General features: G+C 67.1%; 12 protein-coding genes and 1 riboswitch. Of the genes, 8 read left to right on the top strand and 4 right to left on the bottom strand.

Features of this window, described 5'->3' with window-relative positions; translation table 11 throughout:
* Positions 1-7: 7 nt before the first annotated feature.
* The gene (locus BTH42_RS06400; protein WP_083654677.1) at positions 8-1,888 is read right to left on the bottom strand and encodes an ATP-binding protein; all 1,881 of its coding nucleotides are present in this window, start codon (positions 1,886-1,888) and stop codon (positions 8-10) included.
* A gap of 450 nt (positions 1,889-2,338) precedes the next feature.
* Between BTH42_RS06400 and BTH42_RS06395 the strand changes: the two genes are divergently transcribed.
* The 6 genes from BTH42_RS06395 to BTH42_RS06370 all read left to right on the top strand — a co-directional run bounded on the left by BTH42_RS06395 (position 2,339) and on the right by BTH42_RS06370 (position 13,757).
* Positions 2,339-3,526, top strand: coding sequence for an ammonium transporter (locus tag BTH42_RS06395; RefSeq protein ID WP_075296972.1), 1,188 nt, complete (start codon positions 2,339-2,341; stop codon positions 3,524-3,526).
* A gap of 94 nt (positions 3,527-3,620) precedes the next feature.
* A riboswitch (Fluoride riboswitch) is annotated at positions 3,621-3,682 on the top strand.
* A 74-nt stretch (positions 3,683-3,756) separates the two neighbouring features.
* Entirely contained in the window at positions 3,757-4,137 is a 381-nt protein-coding gene (gene crcB, locus BTH42_RS06390) for a fluoride efflux transporter CrcB (RefSeq protein WP_075296970.1), read from the top strand.
* Between the two features lie 477 nt (positions 4,138-4,614).
* Positions 4,615-5,454: an IclR family transcriptional regulator gene (locus BTH42_RS06385; protein WP_075296968.1), complete on the top strand. Its 840-nt coding sequence runs from the start codon at positions 4,615-4,617 to the stop codon at positions 5,452-5,454.
* Positions 5,455-5,877: 423 nt separating this feature from the next.
* Positions 5,878-7,275, top strand: a complete 1,398-nt coding sequence (locus tag BTH42_RS06380) for an MdtA/MuxA family multidrug efflux RND transporter periplasmic adaptor subunit (RefSeq protein ID WP_075296966.1) — start codon at positions 5,878-5,880, stop codon at positions 7,273-7,275.
* A gap of 23 nt (positions 7,276-7,298) precedes the next feature.
* On the top strand, positions 7,299-10,433 hold the full coding sequence (locus tag BTH42_RS06375) for an MdtB/MuxB family multidrug efflux RND transporter permease subunit (RefSeq protein ID WP_075296964.1): 3,135 nt from the start codon (positions 7,299-7,301) through the stop codon (positions 10,431-10,433).
* A gap of 3 nt (positions 10,434-10,436) precedes the next feature.
* Entirely contained in the window at positions 10,437-13,757 is a 3,321-nt protein-coding gene (locus tag BTH42_RS06370; protein ID WP_075296962.1) for an efflux RND transporter permease subunit, read from the top strand.
* Between the two features lie 20 nt (positions 13,758-13,777).
* Here BTH42_RS06370 and BTH42_RS06365 read toward each other — a convergent pair whose 3' ends face one another.
* The 3 genes from BTH42_RS06365 to BTH42_RS06355 all read right to left on the bottom strand — a co-directional run bounded on the left by BTH42_RS06365 (position 13,778) and on the right by BTH42_RS06355 (position 16,512).
* Positions 13,778-14,242, bottom strand: coding sequence for a hypothetical protein (locus BTH42_RS06365; RefSeq protein ID WP_075296960.1), 465 nt, complete (start codon positions 14,240-14,242; stop codon positions 13,778-13,780).
* Between the two features lie 178 nt (positions 14,243-14,420).
* Positions 14,421-14,993, bottom strand: coding sequence for a peroxiredoxin (locus BTH42_RS06360; RefSeq protein ID WP_372237244.1), 573 nt, complete (start codon positions 14,991-14,993; stop codon positions 14,421-14,423).
* Between the two features lie 223 nt (positions 14,994-15,216).
* Positions 15,217-16,512 (bottom strand): EAL and HDOD domain-containing protein, encoded by a 1,296-nt coding sequence (locus BTH42_RS06355; protein WP_075296958.1) that lies wholly within the window; start codon positions 16,510-16,512, stop codon positions 15,217-15,219.
* A 401-nt stretch (positions 16,513-16,913) separates the two neighbouring features.
* On the opposite strand from BTH42_RS06355, the gene BTH42_RS06350 reads away from it, so the two are divergent.
* Both BTH42_RS06350 and BTH42_RS06345 read left to right on the top strand, forming a co-directional pair.
* Positions 16,914-18,731, top strand: a complete 1,818-nt coding sequence (locus tag BTH42_RS06350; RefSeq protein ID WP_075296956.1) for a bifunctional diguanylate cyclase/phosphodiesterase — start codon at positions 16,914-16,916, stop codon at positions 18,729-18,731.
* Between the two features lie 94 nt (positions 18,732-18,825).
* Complete coding sequence (locus tag BTH42_RS06345) at positions 18,826-20,283, top strand: HDOD domain-containing protein (protein WP_075296954.1); 1,458 nt, start codon at positions 18,826-18,828, stop codon at positions 20,281-20,283.
* Positions 20,284-20,394 lie beyond the last annotated feature (111 nt).

The raw sequence follows: 20,394 nt of genomic DNA, 5'->3' as shown, positions 1-20,394 counted from the left end.
CGAGTCGTCATAGCGGACGCTCCGGCTCGGTCGACTGAGCGACTGACTGATCGGCCGACTGAGCGGCCGACTTGCCGACCGCGGCCACGCCCGCGCCGAACACCGTCGCCGCCACCACCGTAGGAGCCGTAGGAGCCGTAGGAGCTGCAGTGGCTGCAGTAGCCGCCCCCGCCCGCTCCCGCGCATCAAGCTGCGCCTGCGGACCGCCCCGCGCATCGCGCGACGGCTGCCCGGCGGCCGCCTCGGCAAGCGCCAGCGCGCTCGCGGCGGCCGGCGGGTTGCGCCGCGCGCCCGCCGCGGCCCACGCGCCCGCCTCGGGCAGCGACAGATAAAACGTCGTCCCCGTCCCTTCCTTCGATTCCGCCCACACGCGTCCGCCGTGCCGCTCGACCATCCGCCGCACCAGCGCGAGGCCGATCCCCTCGCCCGCGGTCGCGGTGCCGTGCAGGCGCTGGAACGCATTGAACAGCCGCGGCAGCGCGACCTCCGGAATGCCGAGGCCGTTGTCGCGCACGTAAAAGATCCGCAGCGAATGCACGCCGGGCGGCGCCGGCGTCGTGCCGATCTCGATGCGGCTCGCGCGCTTCGGATCCTGATAATTGACCGCGTTGCCGACGAGGTTCGCGAAGATCTGTTCGAGCGCGGTCGGGTCGCCCCACACCGCGGGCAAATCGCCGACCGTCACGCGCGCGCGCCGCGCGCGAATCGAGCCCTGCATCGCATCGACCACGCGTTGCACGATGTCGCGCATATCGACCCGCTGGCGCCGGTACTCGACCCGGCCGACCCGCGACAGCCGCAGCAGCGCATCGATGATGTGCGACGCGCGCAGCACCGCGGTCTGCAGATAATGCAGCGCCTCGCCGATGTCCTCGTCGACGATCCGCTCGATCCGCTGACGCGTGGTCGCCGCCAGCGACGAGCCGCGCACCGTCGCGCGCAGTTCGTCGCCGGCGCGGATCAGCTCTTTCGAAAAGCCCTGCAGGTTCACCAGCGGCGCGCGCAGATCGTGCGACACGCTATAGATGAACATTTCGTTTTCCTGAGTCTGCTGCCGCAGCGTCTCGTTGATGCGCGCGAGTTCGACCGTGCGGCGCTCCAGGTCCGCGTGAAAGCGCGCCTCGATGCGCTCCGCTTCGAGCAGCCGGCGGCTGGTCTCGTGCAAGGTCAGATCGAGCCGGGCGATTTCGTCGCGGCCCGCGCCGAGCGGCGCGAGCGGCTCGTTGCCGGCGAGCCGGCCGGCGTTGTCGGACAGCAGCGCGAGCCGGCCGCGCACGCCGCGCGTGAACAGCCACACGGCCAGCGCGACGAACAGCAGCGAGCCGAGCGCGGCGGCAACGATCAGCGTCTGCTGGCGCTCGCGCGCGGCGGCCGCCGCGTTCGAGCGCTGCGCGTCGATACGCCGTTCCTCGGCCTGAAACGCGCTCACGTGCAAACGGAAGCGGTCGAGCACGTCGGCCTGCGCAAGATCGCGAAAGCGCGCGGCGATATCGCCGCGTCGCCCCGCGTGCAGCAGGTCCTGCACCCGGTCCGACCATTGCCGGTAGGCCTGCACCGCCTGGCGCACCTCGACCACGCGCTCGACCTGGGCGGGATTGTCGGCGACCAGTTCGGCCAGTTGATCGATGCGCCGGTCGACGTCGATCCACAGCCCGACCGGCGTCGTGAAGCGCGCGTCGTTGGCGAGCACCGCGCCGCGCAGCGCGACCGACTCCGACAGCACCGGATCGAGAATCGCGGTGCTCTGGCGCAGCACGCTCTCGCTATGCAATGCCAGGCGCTCGGCCTGGGCCGTGTCGGCCTGCGCCTTCACGAGGCCGGACAGCAGCGCGAGTTCGAAGACGGCCGGGATCGCGATCAGCAACAGGCCTTTGGTGGTCAGTCTCATGCGTGCGCATTGGAGGGGTGGTCCGCCGAGCCGGCGCGGAGTCGGCACATTATGTCGGCTTTGCGCGCGAAGACAAAGCCGCGCGCAGCGAGCCACGCGGCAGCCCGAAGCGGCCCGCACGCACTGCGCCGCGGACGGGCCTCGGCGTTTTCGGCGGCGTACGCCAACGCACATCAACGTGCATCGATCCGTCAGGATTTCGAATCAAACCGTAATTAAAATCGAATAATTCGCCCTGAATTGGGTCGCCCCTGCCGGGCCCGACTGAACATGCACTGATGTTGTGCCCATCGTCGCCGTTCCGGTGCATCGCCCGCGTGCATCCTGCTGCGCCGAATCGGCACCGAATCCATCCCGGTGCCCGTTTGCACCGCGCCGACGCGGCCGGCACAAGTTTGGCCCGCTTCTTGCTCCCATAGCACACTTTTTTGGCATAAGCGGGACACATCGATGGAAAGTCTGAAAAGCGGCGCCGATACCGAGTTTCTTCTGCTCGGAGCCGCGATGGTGCTGGCGATGCACGCGGGGTTTGCGTTCCTCGAGCTCGGCACGGTGCGCAAGAAGAATCAGGTCAATGCACTCGTCAAGATTCTGGTGGACTTCGCGGTCTCGACGATCGCGTACTTCTTCATCGGCTACACGATCGCGTATGGGGTGCAGTTTTTCGGCAGCGCCGCGTCGCTCGCCGAGCACAACGGCTACGCGCTCGTGCGCTTCTTCTTCCTGCTGACCTTCGCCGCGGCGATTCCGGCGATCGTGTCGGGCGGTATCGCCGAACGCTCGAAATTCAACCCGCAGCTGTTCGCGACCTTCGTGCTGGTCGGCTTCATCTACCCGTTCTTCGAAGGGATCGCGTGGAATAACCGCTTCGGCATCCAGGGCTGGCTCACGCAGGTGTTCGGCGCGCCGTTTCACGACTTCGCCGGTTCGGTGGTGGTGCACGCGTTCGGCGGCTGGGTCGCGCTGCCGGCCGTGCTGCTGCTCGGCGCGCGCCACGGCCGCTACCATCGCGACGGCGGGATTGCCGCGCATCCGCCGTCGAACATTCCGTTTCTGGCGCTCGGCGCATGGGTGCTGACGGTCGGCTGGTTCGGCTTCAACGTGATGAGCGCGCAGACGCTCGAGAAGATCAGCGGACTCGTCGCGGTCAATTCGCTGATGGCGATGGTCGGCGGCACGCTGACCGCGTGGTTCGCGGGCCGCAACGACCCGGGCTTCACGTACAACGGCCCGCTCGCCGGGCTGGTCGCGGTATGCGCGGGCTCGGACATCATGCATCCGCTCGGTGCGCTGGTGACGGGCGGCATCGCCGGTGTGCTGTTCGTCTATATGTTCACCTGCGTGCAAAACCGCTGGCGCATCGACGACGTGCTCGGCGTGTGGCCGCTGCACGGGCTGTGCGGCGCGTGGGGCGGGCTGGCGGCCGGCATCTTCGGCACGCATGCGCTCGGCGGGCTGGGTGGCGTCGCGTTCGGCTCGCAGGTACTCGGCACGCTCGGCGGAATCGCGGTGGCGGGGCTCGGCGGGACGCTCGTGTATGGGGTGATCCGCAAGACGGCCGGACTGCGGCTCGACCAGGAAGAGGAATACAACGGCGCCGATCTGTCGATCCACAAGATTTCGGCGACCCCGGAGTAAAACAACGCGGGCGGCGCGACGCGATTGGGGCCGCCGTTGCCCCGCCCCGCGCCGCCTTGCGCCTGTCCCCAAAAGCCGCGCGCCGGTGTTAGACTGCGCGGCTGGAGATGGCATTCTCCATTAACCGCCCTTGGGGCTGATGATGCCTGCTACGCCCGGTTATGCGGACGCGGCATCGGCTCGCCCCGCATCAACCGGTTTGTCGACCTTCCGGTTTCGATTCCTCTCCCATGTATTGGTCTTTTCTCGCGGTCGCTATCGGCGGCGCACTCGGTTCGCTGTTTCGCTGGTTCCTCGGCATTCGCATGAACGGCATCTTTAGCGGGCTGCCGCTCGGCACGCTCGCCGCCAACGTGATCGCCGGCTACATCATCGGCGTGGCGGTCGCGGGCTTCGCGCGGGTGCCACAGCTCGCGCCGGAATGGCGCCTGTTCGTGATCACCGGCCTGATGGGCGGCCTGTCCACCTTCTCGACCTTCTCCGCGGAAGTCGTGCAGCGCCTGCAGGATGGCCGGCTCGGCTGGGCGGCCGGCGAAGTGGTGATTCACGTGAGCGCGTCGCTCGTGATGACGATTCTCGGAATCGCGACCGTTTCGGTGCTCGCGCGCTAACGCCCGTTAAGGCCCGTTAAGGCGCGCCAAGGCTGTCGGCCGCAGGCAAAAAAAAAGCGTCACGTTGCCGTGACGCTTTAAAAAAGTTCTAGCCATTCCGAGGGCCGTGCTAGAACCTGAGAGACGGTTTTTCGAAAGCGCTGACTCGAAGCGGCCGAAAATCCGGGGGCCGGTCAGGCGCTACCGATCAGCACGGCTTCAGTCTGGTAAATTCGACCGAACACCCAAAATGTGGGCAAAAGCGTGCGATTGACTCGGTGTTTCGAAACAAGATTCCATTTTTTATGGTTATGCTGACTAAGTCAAGCAAAATGATAAAAACGTTTCCGAGGCTCCCGGTAATTAGTTCCTATACAATGAATTTCTTAAAAATTCATTACGCCGGCGCGTCGCCGTGACGCCTGCCGGCCGGTTCCCGGCGCGGACAGCACAAGCTGACAAACAGAAAAATTCGAAATAGCGTTCCAAAAAAAGCGTATGAACCGACCTCTGCCTCCCCCCCTATCAGCGGCTGCCGTCAAGGACAACAAGGACGGCGCCGCCGATGAAGTCACCGCGCTCGCGCGCGGCCTGACCGTGCTGCGCTCGGTCGCCGCCGCCGACGCGCCGCTCAGCAATCGCGAGCTCGCCGAACTGACCGGCATTCCGAAGCCGACGGTGTCGCGCATCAGCGCAACGCTGGTCAGCGCGGGCTTTCTGCTGCGGCTGCCGGACAGCGAGCGCTTCGTGCTGACGTCTTCGGTGCTGGAACTGAGCAACGGCTTCCTGCGCAATTTCGACATTCGCGCCCGCGCGCGGCCGTACCTGATCGCACTGGCCGAACGCACCGCGCTGTCGGTGCACCTCGCGGTGCGCGACCGCTACGACATGGTCGTGATCGATACGATCCGGCCGCGTTCGGCGGTGCTCGTGTCGCGCCTCGAGATCGGCTCGCGGATGAGTCTCACCCGCACCGCGGTGGGCCGCGCGTATCTGGCCGCGCTCGCGCCGGCCGAACGCGATACGCTGCTGAGCGGCCTGCAGACCGCCGAGGGCGACGAGTGGGCCAACATCGGCAGCCGCCTCGAAAACGCGATCGCCGATACGCTCGAACGCGGCTACGCGATCGCCACCGGCGAGTGGTACGACGGTCTGAACGCGATCGCGCTCGGCTTCGTCGGGCCGTCGGGGGAACGCTACGCGGTCAACTGCGGCGGCTCGGCCGACCAGTGTCCGCGCGACTGGCTGATCGCCAACGCCGCGCCCGCGCTGCTCGAATGCATCGACAAAATCGTGCTGGAAATCGGCGGCACGCCGGGACGCCGGCTCGACCTGTAAGCGCGCATCGAACCAGTCTGCCGCCGCGGCTGCGGCGCACCTGCGCAACCCGCGGCCCGGCGTAACGCGCCGGCCGCCGCCAGCCGACAATTCGCCTACGCTCTGTAACCTTCGTAATCAACCGAAAAAAAGCTTGGCTGGACTGTTACAGAGGCCGCAACGTACGATCACGCATCCCGGTTGCGGGACCGCGCGCCACCAGCCATCAGCACCTTCGCCAACGGCGCCGCGCCGCCTCGATGATTTCGCATTGCGTTAACATCTCTGTCCCGCACGCCGGGTAGCATCGCGCCGAAACGTTGCGCGCCGCGCCCGCTGTCGAATCCGCCTGCCCCGCCACTCGCACCCCCGGTGCGCCGCTTTCTTTTTTAGCGGCGCCCGCGCGAGCGGCTCACATCACCAGCCAGCCACCAGACCGAACCGATGGACGAACAACAAAAGCACCCGGAAACTCAACGCCCCGCCACTCCGAAGCCGTCCGCGGATGGCGCGCAAGCGGGCGCGCCCGGCATGGTGAAGCGGCGTCGCGGCCGCACCATCGCGATCATCGTCGCGGTGCTGCTGGTACTCGGCGTGGTGCTGTGGCGCTGGCATCCGTGGGGCGGCCCCGGTGCCGGCGCGAGCGCGCCCGGCGCCGCCAGCGGCGCGCGCGCGGGCCGCTTCGGCCGCGGCGGTCCCGGCGGACCGGGCAACATGCCGCAACCGGTGCACGTCGCGACCGCGACCCAGGGCGAAATGCCGGTCGTGCTGACCGCGCTCGGCACCGTCACGCCGCTCGCCACCGTCACCGTGCTGCCGCAATTGAGCGGCGTGCTGCAGGACGTCTATTTCAAGGAAGGCCAGATGGTCAAGAAAGGCGACGTGCTGGCCCAGATCGACCCGCGCCCGTATGAGATTTCGCTGCGCAACGCCCAGGGCACGCTGATCCGCGACCAGGCGCTGCTGGAAACCGCGCGCCTCGACCTGAAGCGTTATCAGACGCTGCTCGAGCAGGACTCGATCGCGCGCCAGCAGGTCGACACCCAGGCGTCGCTGGTGCGCCAGTACGAGGGCACGGTGAAGTCCGACCAGGCGAACATCGATACCTTCAAGCTCGACCTGATCTATGCGCGCATCACCGCGCCGGTGTCGGGCCGCGTCGGCCTGCGCCAGGTCGATCCGGGCAACTACGTGACCTCGGGCCTCGCGAACGGTATCGCGGTGATCACGCAGTTGCAGCCGATCAGCGTGCTGTTCACGACCTCCGAAGACAACCTGCAGCAGATCATCAAGCACACCGCGAACGGCGAGCAGCTGTCGGCGACCGCGTACGACCGCAGCAACACCCACCCGCTCGAAGTCGGCTCGCTGAAGACGATGGACAACCAGATCGACACGACCACCGGCACGGTCAAGCTGCGCGCGATCTTCGAGAACAAGGACAACGGCCTGTTCCCGAATCAGTTCGTCAACACGCGCCTGCTGGTCGATACGATCAAGGACGCGGTGATCGTGCCGACCTCGGCGGTGCTCAATGGCTCGATGGGCCGCTTCGTGTACGTCGTCAAGGCGGACAACACGGTCACCGTGCGCCAGGTCAAGATCGGCCCGGTCGACGGCGAACGCTCCAGCATCCAGTCCGGCCTCGCGGTCGGCGAGCGGGTCGTGACCGACGGTTCGGACCGGCTGCGCGAAGGCGCGAAGATCACGATTCCGGCCGCGCGCGCCGCCGGAGCGTCGGGTGCTTCGGGTCCGCGCGGCGCGAGCGCGCCGGCTGGCGCATCGGCCGCCTCGGGTGCGCACGCGCATCGCGGCCGCCACGCGTCGCAGGCAGCGCAATAAAGTAAAGGCACGGCACTTACCGCATGAATCCATCCCGCGCCTTTATTCTTCGTCCCGTCGGCACCGCGCTGCTGATGGCGGCGATCATGCTGGTCGGCCTCGTCGCGCTGCGGTTTTTGCCGCTGTCGGCGCTGCCCGAAGTCGACTATCCGACCATCCAGGTGCAGACCTTCTATCCGGGCGCGAGCCCGGACGTGATGACCTCGTCGGTGACCGCGCCGCTCGAACGCCAGTTCGGGCAGATGCCGTCGCTGAACCAGATGTCGTCGCAAAGCTCGGCCGGCTCGTCGATCATCACGCTGCAGTTCAACCTCGACCTGCCGCTCGACATCGCCGAGCAGGAAGTGCAGGCCGCGATCAACGCGGCCGGCAACCTGCTGCCGTCGGACCTGCCCGCGCCGCCGATCTACGCGAAGGTCAACCCGGCCGACGCGCCGATCCTGACGCTCGCGATCACGTCGAAAACGATGCCGCTCACCGAGGTGCAGGACCTCGCGGACACGCGCCTCGCGCAGAAAATTTCGCAGGTCGCGGGCGTGGGTCTGGTGAGCCTGTCGGGCGGCCAGCGCCCGGCGATCCGGATTCAGGCGAACCCGCGCGCGCTCGCCGCGTACGGGCTGAATCTCGACGATCTGCGCACCACGATCTCGAACCTGAACGTCAATACGCCGAAGGGCAACTTCGACGGCCCGACCCGCAACTACACGATCAACTCGAACGACCAGCTGCAAAGCGCCGACGAGTACAAGAGCGCGGTGGTCGCGTACAAGAGCGGCCGTCCGGTGATGCTGACCGACGTCGCGAACATCGTGTCGGGCCCGGAGAACACCAAGCTCGGCGCGTGGGTCGACAACACCCCGGCGATCATCCTGAACGTGCAGCGCCAGCCGGGCGCGAACGTGATCCAGGTGGTCGACAGCATCAAGAAGCTGCTGCCGCAGTTGCAGCAGTCGCTGCCGGCCGCGCTCGACGTGCAGGTCGTCACCGACCGCACCACCACGATCCGCGCGTCGGTGCGCGACGTGCAGTTCGAACTGGCGATGTCGGTCGTGCTGGTCGTGCTGGTGATGTACCTGTTCCTCGCCAACGTCTACGCGACGATCATTCCGAGTTTGTCGGTGCCGCTGTCGCTGATCGGCACGCTCGCGGTGATGTATCTGTGCGGCTTTTCGCTGGACAACTTATCGCTGATGGCGTTGACGATTGCGACCGGCTTCGTCGTCGACGATGCGATCGTGATGATCGAGAACATCGCGCGCTATGTGGAAGAAGGCGAGCCGCCGCTCGAAGCCGCGCTGAAGGGCTCCAAGCAGATCGGCTTCACGATCATCTCGCTGACGGTGTCGCTGATCGCGGTGCTGATTCCGCTCTTGTTCATGGGCGACGTGGTCGGCCGCCTGTTCCATGAATTCGCGATCACGCTCGCGGTGACGATCGTGATTTCGGCGGTCGTGTCGCTGACACTCGTGCCGATGATGTGCGCGAAGCTGCTGCGCCACACGCCGCCGCATGAGAGCCACCGCTTCGAGGCGAAGGCGCACCGCTTCATCGACTGGGTGATCGCGCGCTACGCGGTCGCGCTCACGTGGGTGCTGGGGCGGCAACGCGCGACGCTGGTCGTCGCGGTGCTCACGCTGGTGCTGACCGGCCTGCTGTATGTGTTCGTGCCGAAGGGCTTCTTCCCGGTGCAGGACACCGGCGTGATCCAGGCGATCACGCAGATGCCGCAGTCGGTGTCGTTCGCGGCGATGGCCGAGCGTCAGCAGGCGCTCGCCGACCAGATCCTGAAAAATCCGGATGTGGAGAGCCTGACTTCGTTCATCGGCGTGGACGGCAGCAACATCACGCTGAACAGCGGCCGCATGCTGATCAACCTGAAGCCGCGCGACGACCGCAGCAACAACGCGAGCGCGGTGATCCGCCAGTTGCAGAAGGACGTCGCGCATATTCCGGGCGCGACGCTGTACATGCAGCCGGTGCAGGACCTGACGATCGACTCGACGGTCAGCCCGACGCAGTACCAGTTCATGCTGACCGATCCGAACATCGGCGAATTCACCACGTGGGTGCCGAAGCTGGTCGATCGCCTGAAGCAGGCGCCCGAACTCGCCGACGTCGCGACCGATCTGCAGGACAACGGCCGCTCGGTGTTCATCGAGATCGACCGCGCGACCGCCGCGCGCTTCGGCATCACGCCGGCCACGATCGACAGCGCGCTGTACGACGCGTTCGGCCAGCGCATCATCTCGACGATCTTCACGCAGTCGAACCAGTACCGCGTGATCCTCGAAGTGCAGCCGGAGATGCAGCATTACACCGAGTCGCTGAACTCGATCTACCTGCCCTCGGCGACGTCGAGCGGCGGCCAGGTGCCGCTGTCGTCGATCGCGAAGTTCATCGAGCGCCCCGCCCCGCTGCTGGTCACGCACCTGAGCCAGTTCCCGGCCACCACGGTGTCGTTCAACCTCGCGCAGGGTTCGTCGCTCGGCGCGGCGGTCAAGGCGATCGAGCAGGCGCAGAAGGACATCGGCCTGCCCGCGTCGTTCCAGACCCGCTACCAGGGCGCGGCGCTCGCGTTCCAGGCGTCGCTCGCCAACGAGCTGTTCCTGATCCTCGCGGCGATCGTCACGATGTACATCGTGCTCGGCGTGCTGTACGAGAGCTTCATCCATCCGATCACGATCCTCTCCACGTTGCCGTCGGCCGGCGTCGGCGCGCTGCTCGCGCTGCTGATCACCGGTCACGACCTCGACATCATCGGCATCATCGGCATCGTGCTGCTGATCGGTATCGTCAAGAAGAACGCGATCATGATGATCGACTTCGCGCTGTACGCGGAGCGCGAGGAAGGCAAGCCGCCGCACGAGGCGATCTATCAGGCCTGCCTGCTGCGCTTCCGGCCGATCCTGATGACCACGCTGGCCGCGCTGCTCGGCGCGCTGCCGCTGATGCTCGGCACCGGCGCGGGCTCGGAGCTGCGCCGCCCGCTCGGCATCGCGATCGCCGGCGGTCTGATCGTCAGCCAGCTGCTCACGCTGTTCACCACGCCGGTGATCTACCTCGCGTTCGATTCGCTCGGCCGCCGGCTGCGCGAGCGCTTCAACCGGGGCGATTCGTCCGGTAGCGCCACACCGCCCGCCACCGATGCGGGGAACTAAGCGATGAACCTGTCGCGTCCGTTTATTTCCCGTCCGGTCGCCACCACGCTGCTGGCGATCGGCATCGCGCTGTCGGGGGTGTTCGCGTTCACCAAACTGCCGGTCGCGCCGCTGCCGCAGGTCGACTTCCCGACCATCTCGGTGCAGGCGTCGCTGCCGGGCGGCAGCCCGGAGACCGTCGCGACCAGCGTCGCGAGTCCGCTGGAGCGGCATCTGGGCTCGATCGCCGACGTCACCGAGATGACCTCGCAAAGCTCGGTCGGCTCGACCCGCATCACGCTGCAGTTCGGCCTGAATCGCGACATCGACGGCGCCGCGCGCGACGTCCAGGCGGCGATCAACGCGGCGCGCGCCGACCTGCCCGCGAGCCTGCGCAGCAACCCGACCTACCACAAGGTCAACCCGGCCGACGCGCCGATCCTGATTCTCGCGCTCACGTCGAACACGCTGACCCCGGGCCAGCTGTACGACTCGGCGGCCACCGTGTTGCAGCAGTCGCTGTCGCAGGTGCAAGGGGTCGGCGAAGTCGACGTGAGCGGCTCGGCGAACCCGGCGGTGCGCGTCGAACTGGAACCGCATGCGCTGTCGCACTACGGGATCGGTCTCGAAGACGTGCGCGCGGCGCTCGCCGCGGCCAACGCGAACAGCCCGAAAGGCGCGATCGAGTTCGGCGAGAACCGCGTGCAGCTGTACACCAACGACCAGGCGACCAAGGCCTCGCAGTACAAGGACCTGATCATCGCGTATCGCAACGGCGCGCCGGTCAAGCTATCGGACATGGGCGAAGTGGTCGACTCGGTCGAGGATCTGCGCAATCTCGGCCTCGCGAACGGCAAGCACTCGGTGCTGGTGATCCTGTACCGGCAGCCCGGCGCGAACATCATCGAAACCGTCGACCGCGTGAAGGCGATGCTGCCGCAATTGCACGCGTCGCTGCCCGCCGACGTCGACATCCTGCCCACCTCGGACCGCTCGACCACGATCCGCGCGTCGCTGAAGGACACCCAGCACACGCTGGTGATCGCGGTCGCGCTGGTCGTGATGGTGGTGTTCCTGTTCCTGCGCAACTGGCGCGCGACGCTGATTCCGAGCGTCGCGGTGCCGATCTCGATCATCGGCACGTTCGGCGCGATGTACCTGATGGGCTTCTCGCTCGATAACCTGTCGCTGATGGCGCTGACCATCGCGACCGGCTTCGTGGTCGACGACGCGATCGTGGTGCTGGAGAACATCTCGCGGCACATCGAGGACGGCATGCCGCGCATGAAGGCCGCGTTCGTCGGCGCGCGCGAGGTCGGCTTCACGGTGCTGTCGATCAGCCTGTCGCTGGTCGCGGTGTTCCTGCCGATCCTGCTGATGGGCGGGATCGTCGGCCGGCTGTTCCGCGAGTTCGCGCTGACGCTGTCGCTGGCGATCGCGGTGTCGCTGCTGGTGTCGCTGACGCTCACACCGATGATGTGCTCGCGCCTGTTGCGCGAGAAACACGAGAAGCGCGAGGAAAACCGCTTCGGCCGCGGGCTCGAGAGCGGCTTCATGGCGCTGCAGAACGGCTACGAACGCTCGCTCGGCTGGGCGCTCGAGCATCCGCGCCTGATCGTGGCCGTGCTGCTGCTGACCATCGGGCTGAACGTCGCGCTGTACATCATCGTGCCGAAGGGCTTTTTCCCGCAGCAGGACACCGGCCGGCTGGTCGGCGGCATTCAGGCCGACCAGAGCACGTCGTTCCAGGCGATGAAGGGCAAGTTCACGCAGATGATGGAGATCGTCAGCAAGAACCCGGCGGTCGAGAGCGTGGCCGGCTTCACCGGCGGGCGCCAGACCAACTCGGGCTTCATGTTCGTGTCGCTGAAGCCGAAGAGCGAGCGCAAGCTGTCCGCCGATCAGGTGATCCAGCAACTGCGCGGGCCGCTCGGCGACGTCGCCGGCGCGCGCACGTTCCTGCAGGCGGTGCAGGACATCCGGGTGGGCGGGCGGCAATCGAACGCGCAATATCAGTTCACGCTGCTGGCCGACTCGACGCCCGATCTGTACAAGTGGGGGCCGAAACTCACCGAGGCGCTGCAGGCGCGCAAGGAGCTCACCGACGTGAACTCCGACCAGCAGCAAGGCGGCCTCGAAGCGATGGTGACGATCGACCGCGCGACCGCCGCGCGCATGAACATCAAGCCCGCGCAGATCGACAACACGCTGTACGACGCGTTCGGCCAGCGTCAGGTGTCGACGATCTACAACCCGCTGAACCAGTACCACGTGGTGATGGAAGTCGCGCCGCGCTTCTGGCAGAGCCCGGACATCCTGCACGACCTGTACATCAGTACGTCGGGCGGCACCGCGAGCGGCGCGCAGACCACCAACGCGCCGGCCGGCACGGTCACGTCGAACGCCGCGACCAGCACGACCAGCGCGGCGACCGGCGGCACCGCGGCGACCACCGCCGGCAGCGCGGCCAGCATCGCCGCCGACTCCGCGCGCAACCAGGCGATCAACTCGATCGCGGCGAGCGGCAAGTCGAGCGCGTCGTCGGGCTCGGCGGTGTCCACTTCGAAGGAAACGATGGTGCCGCTGTCCGCGATCGCGAGCTTCGGGCCGGGCACCACGCCGCTGTCGGTCAATCACCAGAGCCAGTTCGTCGCGTCGACGATCTCGTTCAACCTGCCGCCCGGCGTGTCGCTCTCAACCGCGACCCAGGCGATCTACGACACGATGGCCGAGATCGGCATGCCGGCCACCATTCACGGCAGCTTCCAGGGCACCGCGCAGGCGTTCCAGCAGTCGATGTCCGACCAGCCGATCCTGATCCTCGCGGCGCTCGCGGCGGTCTATATCGTGCTCGGGATTCTGTACGAGAGCTACATCCACCCGCTGACGATCCTGTCGACGCTGCCGTCCGCGGGCGTCGGCGCGCTGCTCGCGCTGCTGCTGTTCAAGACCGAGTTCAGCATCATCGCGCTGATCGGCGTGATCCTGCTGATCGGCATCGTGAAGAAGAACGCGATCATGATGGTGGACTTCGCGATCGACGCGTCGCGCAAGGGGCTGTCCTCGCGCGATGCGATCTATCAGGCCTGTCTGCTGCGCTTCCGGCCGATCATGATGACCACCTTCGCGGCGCTGCTCGGCGCGCTGCCGCTCGCGTTCGGCGGCGGCGAAGGCGCGGAGATGCGCGCGCCGCTCGGTATCTCGATCGTCGGCGGGCTGATCGTCAGCCAGATGCTGACGCTCTATACGACGCCGGTGGTCTACCTGTATATGGATCGCCTGCGAGTGCGCTGGGAAGCGCGCAAGGCGCGCCGCCGCGGGGAGGCGGCGACGGGTTCGGTTTGATGAAGTAAGGGCGGCGGGCGTTACAGCTTCTGCTCGATGGCCAGCGAGAAAATCCGCTGCCATTGACGCGCCTGCCGCTCGCCCGTCATCGGCACCAGCCATTCGCCGTGCCGCGGGTCTTTCACCTTCAGCGCGACGCGCGCCTGCGCATCGCGGCCCTGCGCTTCGGCACCGAGCAGATCGGCAAAGATATACGCGCCCTGCGCATCGCCGACGCGAATCTCGCACAGCCGCTTGGCCGCCGCGAGCCGCACCGAGCCCCAACTGCCCTTCAGTTCATGCGTCCAGTCGCCGTCGCGCAGATTCGGCGCGACTTCGCGGCGGCGTTGCCACCAGTACGCGAGCGCGGCGACGATCAGCGCGCCAACCACGATCGCAACGCCGACCGCCACCGCCAGACCGAACGCGGCTTCGAGACCGTAGAACGCGCGGACCGCGCCGTACACCAGCGCGATCAGCGCAAACAATGCAACCAGAATCGGCATCGCAGGGTCACCCGAAAAAAGGGCCTAGCCTAGCACGGGGGCTGCGCGAAGCCGCGTGAACCGGGCAGCGGGTGGGCGCGGGCCGGGTACGGGCCGGGTTCGGTCGGGCACGCGGCGCGCGCCGAAGTCGGCAAGCGCCGCCTGCCGCTCACTGCCCTACTGCCTGTTGCCCTGCCGCTCACTGCCCCTTATGCGCGGCCGCCCACTGCTTGACCGCGTTCAGCGTGTTCTCGACATGCTTCTCCGGCGACAGGCTCGTGTATTCGTAAATGATCTTGCCGTCCGGCGCGATCACATACGAGACCCGGTTGGCCATCCCCGCCTTCAGCGGCATACCGGCGTCGTACGCGCCGATCACCTTCGAGTCGGCATCGGCGGCGACCGGGAATTTGCTGCGGCATTCGCTGACCGAGAACTTCGTCAGCGTATCGATGTTGTCGTGCGACACGCCGATCACCGTCGCGCCGTATTTCTTGTATTCGTCGACCGCATCGGCAAACTCGTGCGCCTCGATCGTGCAGCCCTTCGTGAACGCGGCCGGATAGAAGTACAGCACGACCGGCCCTTTCTTCAATTCGTCGGCGAGCGAATAGGTGTAGGTCTTGCCGCCGAGCGACGCGTCGGCGGTGAACGCCGGCGCGGCATCGCCGGGCTTGAGCGTCGCCGACGCGAGCGGCGCATGCATCGCGAAGCCGAGCGCCATTACGGCGGCGGCCAGCGATACGGGTAACTGTTTTATCTTCAGCTGCATCTGCTCCTCCATGCGTGCGGGCACGCGTTCGATCCGTTGCATCGCCAAGAGCGTCGACCGGCATTACGCCGGGCGTCGCCGAATGGTCTATTGGATCACGGATACGCAACGCGTGTCGGCTGTCTCGGCGACCACAAGCCGATCGAAAGCATCCGCCGCGCAGCCGCACGGCAACGCAGCAGCGCAGTAGCGCAGCGGCACAGCGGCCCAGCAACGACGCCAATCAGCGATGCGACTCCGCCACATGCGCGCCGAACCACGCGGCCGCCGACAGATTCAGCTCCGACAGCACATCGGGCGTGAGCGCCGCGAAGCCCGCCGCCGCCGCGACCGGCGCCGCGTCGCCGCCCTCGCCGGCCACTTCGGCGATCAGCAGCAGCGCGCCGAGCTCGCCCTTGCGCGCGACGATCGCATCGCGGATCTGCGCGGCAAGGCCGAGCTTTTCGAGCACCGCTTCCGGCGTGCTGTCGAGCACCACGTGCACCAGTGAAAAGATCCCGGTCATGAACGCGGCATCGGCGAATTCGCCGTCGGACGGATGCAGCCAGTTCGCGGCCAGCTCCATGAAACGCGAGCGCGTCGCGGCCAGTTGCACGAGCGGATCGGCGCGCCACGGCAGGTCGCCGGTATCCGCGTACAGCAGCAGCTGCGCCCAGCGCGAGATCTGCCGGGTGCCGGTCGCGATGATCGCCTCGCGCAGCGACGCGATATTGCGGCCGAGCCCGAACGCGCTCGAATTGACCAGCCGCAGCAGCTGCACGACCACGCTCGGATTGAGCTTGAGCTCCGCCTCGAGCTCGACGATGCCGGCATCGCGCGACAGCAGCGCAAGCAGGCGCAGCAGCCCCGGGCGCAGCGAGCGGTTGCGCGGCGCGGCCAGCACCTGCGGACGCGCGAAGAAATACCCCTGGAACAGATCGAAGCCGAGTTCGTGCGCGAGCGCGAAGTCCTCGCGCGTCTCGACCTTCTCGGCGATCAGCGTCTTGCCGTGGCCGCGCAGCATCGACGCGAGCTTCGCGACCAGCGCGGGCGGCGTCTGCAGAAAGTCAATCTTGACGATATCGGCGTACGGCAGCTTCGCGAGCAGCTCGTCGGTGATCTCGCCGACGTCGTCGAGCGCGACCTGAAAGCCCGCGCCGCGCAACTCGTCGAGCCGGCGCGCGAGCGTGTCGTCGAAACGCACGGTCTCGAGAATTTCAAGCACGAAGCGCTCCGGCGGCATCAGATGAACGATGTCGCTGAACAGCAGCGTGCGGTCGATATTGACGAAGCCGCGGTGCGCGCCGAGCACGGCCGGCACGCCGATCCCGCCGATCGTGCGGGCGACCACCTGGGCGGTCGCCTGGGCGTCGTCGCTGATTTCGGCGTAGTTGTGGGCGCCCGCGCGGAACAGCAGCTCGTACGCGTTGAGCGCGCCGTCGCGGTCGAGAATCGGCTGCCGTCCCACGTACACGTACTGCGGGAAGTACGGCGCGGGCTCGCCGCGCGCGGCGGCGGCGTCGGCGTACGGATCACGCACCGCGCCGTCCTCCGCAACGGGCGATGCGGGCCGGGCGGACCGGACGGGCGGAGGCGGCGCGGTGGACCTGGCGACGGAGCATTCGGACTTGGATCATCGTTGCAAGGTTCGGAAAGGCGGCGCGGTCGCGGCTTCGCGGCCGGCGCAGCACAATGGGGTTCGCCGTATCAATGGACTTCGCCGTATTAACGGTCGCGATGCGGCGCCACTTTAGCCCAATCGCGATAACCGCGGCATCCGGCGATTCCTTACCGGATGTTTTTCTGCGCGGCAGGCTAAAGAAATTCACACGCGCGTCGTTATCCTGTTCTGATAGGGCGGCCTGCTAGCTCCCGGCCGCCCCCGCCGGGGAACCAGCAGCCCCGCCGCCAGCGGACGAACTCAGGTTGCCAGCGACAAACATGGAAGCGAACAGGATCACCGCGCCCCGCCGGGGCTCCTTGCGCACGGTCATCGACCGGCTGCGCGCGTTCGGCCGTCGCAGCGACGAGATCCGCCCGGCCGTCAGCCCGAACCGCGCGCCGCAACTGGAACAGGTGGTCGGCGCGGTCGACCTGCTCGCGCACGTCGACGATGCGCTGCGCTTCCTCTACGTGTCCGACGCGAGCCTGCGCTTCATCGGCTATCACCGCGAGTATCTGGAAACCGCGACGCTGCACGACCTCGTCGCGTCGGCCGACGCGCCGCGTCTCGACGCGCTGCTCAAGCGCGCGGCGGTGTCGGGCAACGTCGAGAAAGCGACGCTCGAACTGGTCAAGTCGCTGACCTATCCGATCACGGTCGAACTGCGGGTGGTGCGCAGCAGCCACGACGGCGTCGACGGCTATGCGATCGCCGGCTTCGACGTGTCGTCGTGGCGCGCGACCGAGGAACGGCTGACCCAGGCGCTGCATCTGGATCGCCTGACCGGCCTGCCGAATCTGCCGGGCCTCGTGCAGACGCTGCTCGACGCGCAGCACAAGGCCGACGCGCACGGCACGCCGGTCGCGCTGCTGCTGCTCGATCTCGACGACTATCAGCGGGTGAACCGCGCGCTCGGCTACGACGCCGGCGACGAGATGCTGCGCGATACGTCGCGGCGCCTGCTCAACATGACGAGCCCGAACGAAACGGTCGCGCGCATCGCCAGCGACGAGTTCGCGATCCTCGTCAAGCCGGCCGCGAACCGCACCGACGCGGCCGCGACCGCCGAGGCGCTGGCGCGCCGGCTGCTGACCGCGATCCAGCAGCCGTACGTGTTCCGCGGCCAGCAGGTGCACCTGTCGGCGAGCATCGGCATCGCGCTGTATCCGGACGTGCGGCACGCGAACGACACCGGCGGCCACGACACTCACCTGTTGCGCTGGGCCGATCACGCGCTGCTGCAGGCCAAGGCGGCCGGCGGCAACACGCTCGCGTTCTACGTGCCCGACGACGACCCCGCCGACGCCGAACGCCTGAAACTCGAGGCCGACCTCTACGACGGAGTCCGCAACGGCGAGTTCTCGCTACACTTCCAGCCGATCACGAGCAGCCGCACGCACGGCGTGGTGGGGGTCGAGGCGTTGATCCGCTGGTCGCATCCGGTGCATGGGCTCGTGCCGCCGTCGATGTTCATTCCGCTCGCGGAGTCGATCGGGCTGATCAACTTTCTCGGCAACTGGGTGTTGAAGGTCGCTTGCATGCAGCTGATTCAGTGGGACGCGAAAGGCATCCCGCTGCAGTACGTGGCGGTCAACGTGTCGCCGCAGCAGTTTCGCGACCCGCGCTTCAAGGACTCGGTGCGCGAGGCGTTGCAGCTGACCGGCATCGATCCGCGCCGGCTCGTGTTCGAAATCACCGAGAGCCTGCTGATGCACGACCCCGCGCACGCGAAGGGACTGCTCGAGGATCTGACCGCGATGGGCATCCGTTTCGCGGTCGACGATTTCGGCACCGGCTATTCGAGCCTCGCGTATCTGCAACGCTTCCCGCTCGCGAAGCTGAAGATCGACCGGAGCTTCGTCGAGAATCTGCTAACCTCGCGCAACGATCAGGCCATCGTCAGCGCGGTGGTCGGTCTCGCGCAAACGCTCGATCTCGAACTGGTGGCCGAGGGCGTCGAAACGGAAGCACAACGCGCGCTGCTCACCGAGATGGGCTGCGATCATATTCAGGGCTGGCTGGTCTGCAAGGCGCTGCCGTCCGAGGAACTCGCACAGCGCTTCCAGGCGCGCGAGCTACAGTTGCACCACGCGTAACGGGCATGCACGCACGGCGCCCACGCAGCGGAACAAGCCGGCTCACCCCCGGCGTGGCATTCACTGGAACACGTATGGTTTTGGCGGGACTCACATGGTAAAGGCGGCAGTGCTCGACCGGCTCTGGACGCGCATGAGCGAGCGCGGCGATTTCCCGATGCTGTCGCAATCGCTGCGCACCACCATGACGGCGGTGAACAACGACGACCTCGACTTCACCGGCCTCGTGCAGGTGGTGCTGTCGGACTTCGCGCTCACGCAGAAGGTGCTGCGGCTCGCGAACTCGGCGATGTACATGGCGTTCGGCGGCAACATCACGACCGTGTCGCGCGCGCTGATGGTGCTCGGCATGGATGCGGTCGGCCATCTGGTGGTCGGGCTGAAGATCGTCGATCACTTTCATCACAGCGCGCCGCGCCGCATCGACGCGAAACTGGAACTGAACCGCACGCTGCTGTCGGGCTGCGTCGCGCGCAAGCTGACCGAGCGCGGCGATCTGCGCGCCGGCGAGGAAGCGGTGGTCTGCACGCTGATGCGGCAGATCGGCAAGCTACTGGTGGTGTTCTATCTGGACGCCGAATGGGACCAGATTCGCCGCCATATCGACGGCGGCGCGCTCGAGGCCGACGCATGCGTGCTGGTGCTCGGCGTCACGTTCGACGAAATCGGCGCGGAGGCCGCGGTGCGCTGGCGCCTGCCCGACACGATCCGTCACGGGATGGGCGAGTTCGATCCGGAGGACGTCACGCAGCCGCGCCAGGTGCAGTGGCTGCGCGCGATCACCAATTACTCGACCGCGGTCGCCGACGTGCTGACCCAGCAGAACATGCCCGAATGGGAGCGCGAGGCGCGCATCGGCGAACTCGCGCAGGAATACAGCGGCGCGCTGAACACCGACCCGGACGTGCTGCTGCAGATGAGCGTCGCGCTCGCGCGCGAGGAAGGCGGCGACGGCGTGATGGCGGAAATCTCCGAGCTGCGCGCGAATGCCGACGCGATTGCGCGCGAGGCGTTGTCGCCCGAGGCGCGCATCGCGGTCGGCGTGAAGGATCTGCGCGGGCTGCCCGAAGCGAGTCCGCTCGCGCCCGCGCTCGCGATGGCCGCGGAAACCGTGCTCGCCGGCCTCGGCTTCGCGCGCGTGGTGGTGTTCGTCAAACACAGCAACGGCACCTTCAAGGCGCGTCTGGGTCTCGGGCCGAAGATCGACGCGGCGCTGCCGCGGCTCACCTTCAGCACCGCGTTCGAGCCCGACGTGTTTCATCTGGCGATCGCGAACTCGGTCGGCATCTTCATCGAGAATGCGCGCGACCCGAAGATGGTCGCGCGGCTGCCGGAATGGTTCCGCCGCTCGTTCGACGACGCCCGCGCGTTCGTGCTGCTGCCGGTGATCGACGAAACCGATCAGACTGTCGCGCTGCTCTACGGCGACTGGTCACATACCCAGGAGGCGCGGCGTATCTCGCAAAAGGAGATGAGCGTGCTCAACGAACTGGCCAGGGAGCTAGGACGTTTTTTCGGCCAGGGGCAGATGCGGGAAATGGAGATGATGTGAAGACCTGGCGCGATCGTTGATCGGCTGCTTCACTTTGTTTCGTTCCTGTGTTTGCCCGGAAAAAAATCGTTCCCCCTGGAGTCGGGTTGCCGGTTCCGCCACCGGCCCCGC

This window comes from Burkholderia sp. SRS-W-2-2016 (assembly GCF_001931485.1).
Classification (GTDB): Bacteria; Pseudomonadota; Gammaproteobacteria; order Burkholderiales; family Burkholderiaceae; genus Paraburkholderia.
Note: the sequence above shows the minus strand (reverse complement) of the source record. Positions and strands in the feature narration are given on the sequence as shown.

Bases quoted from the DNA above. Each gene is read 5' to 3' on its own strand.
- BTH42_RS06400 (WP_083654677.1), bottom strand. From the start codon at position 1,888: ATGAGACTGACCACCAAAGGCCTGTTGCTGATCGCGATCCCGGCCGTC.
- BTH42_RS06395 (WP_075296972.1), top strand. From the start codon at position 2,339: ATGGAAAGTCTGAAAAGCGGCGCCGATACCGAGTTTCTTCTGCTCGGA.
- crcB (WP_075296970.1), top strand. From the start codon at position 3,757: ATGTATTGGTCTTTTCTCGCGGTCGCTATCGGCGGCGCACTCGGTTCG.
- BTH42_RS06385 (WP_075296968.1), top strand. From the start codon at position 4,615: ATGAACCGACCTCTGCCTCCCCCCCTATCAGCGGCTGCCGTCAAGGAC.
- BTH42_RS06380 (WP_075296966.1), top strand. From the start codon at position 5,878: ATGGACGAACAACAAAAGCACCCGGAAACTCAACGCCCCGCCACTCCG.
- BTH42_RS06375 (WP_075296964.1), top strand. From the start codon at position 7,299: ATGAATCCATCCCGCGCCTTTATTCTTCGTCCCGTCGGCACCGCGCTG.
- BTH42_RS06370 (WP_075296962.1), top strand. From the start codon at position 10,437: ATGAACCTGTCGCGTCCGTTTATTTCCCGTCCGGTCGCCACCACGCTG.
- BTH42_RS06365 (WP_075296960.1), bottom strand. From the start codon at position 14,242: ATGCCGATTCTGGTTGCATTGTTTGCGCTGATCGCGCTGGTGTACGGC.
- BTH42_RS06360 (WP_372237244.1), bottom strand. From the start codon at position 14,993: ATGCAGCTGAAGATAAAACAGTTACCCGTATCGCTGGCCGCCGCCGTA.
- BTH42_RS06350 (WP_075296956.1), top strand. From the start codon at position 16,914: ATGGAAGCGAACAGGATCACCGCGCCCCGCCGGGGCTCCTTGCGCACG.
- BTH42_RS06345 (WP_075296954.1), top strand. From the start codon at position 18,826: ATGGTAAAGGCGGCAGTGCTCGACCGGCTCTGGACGCGCATGAGCGAG.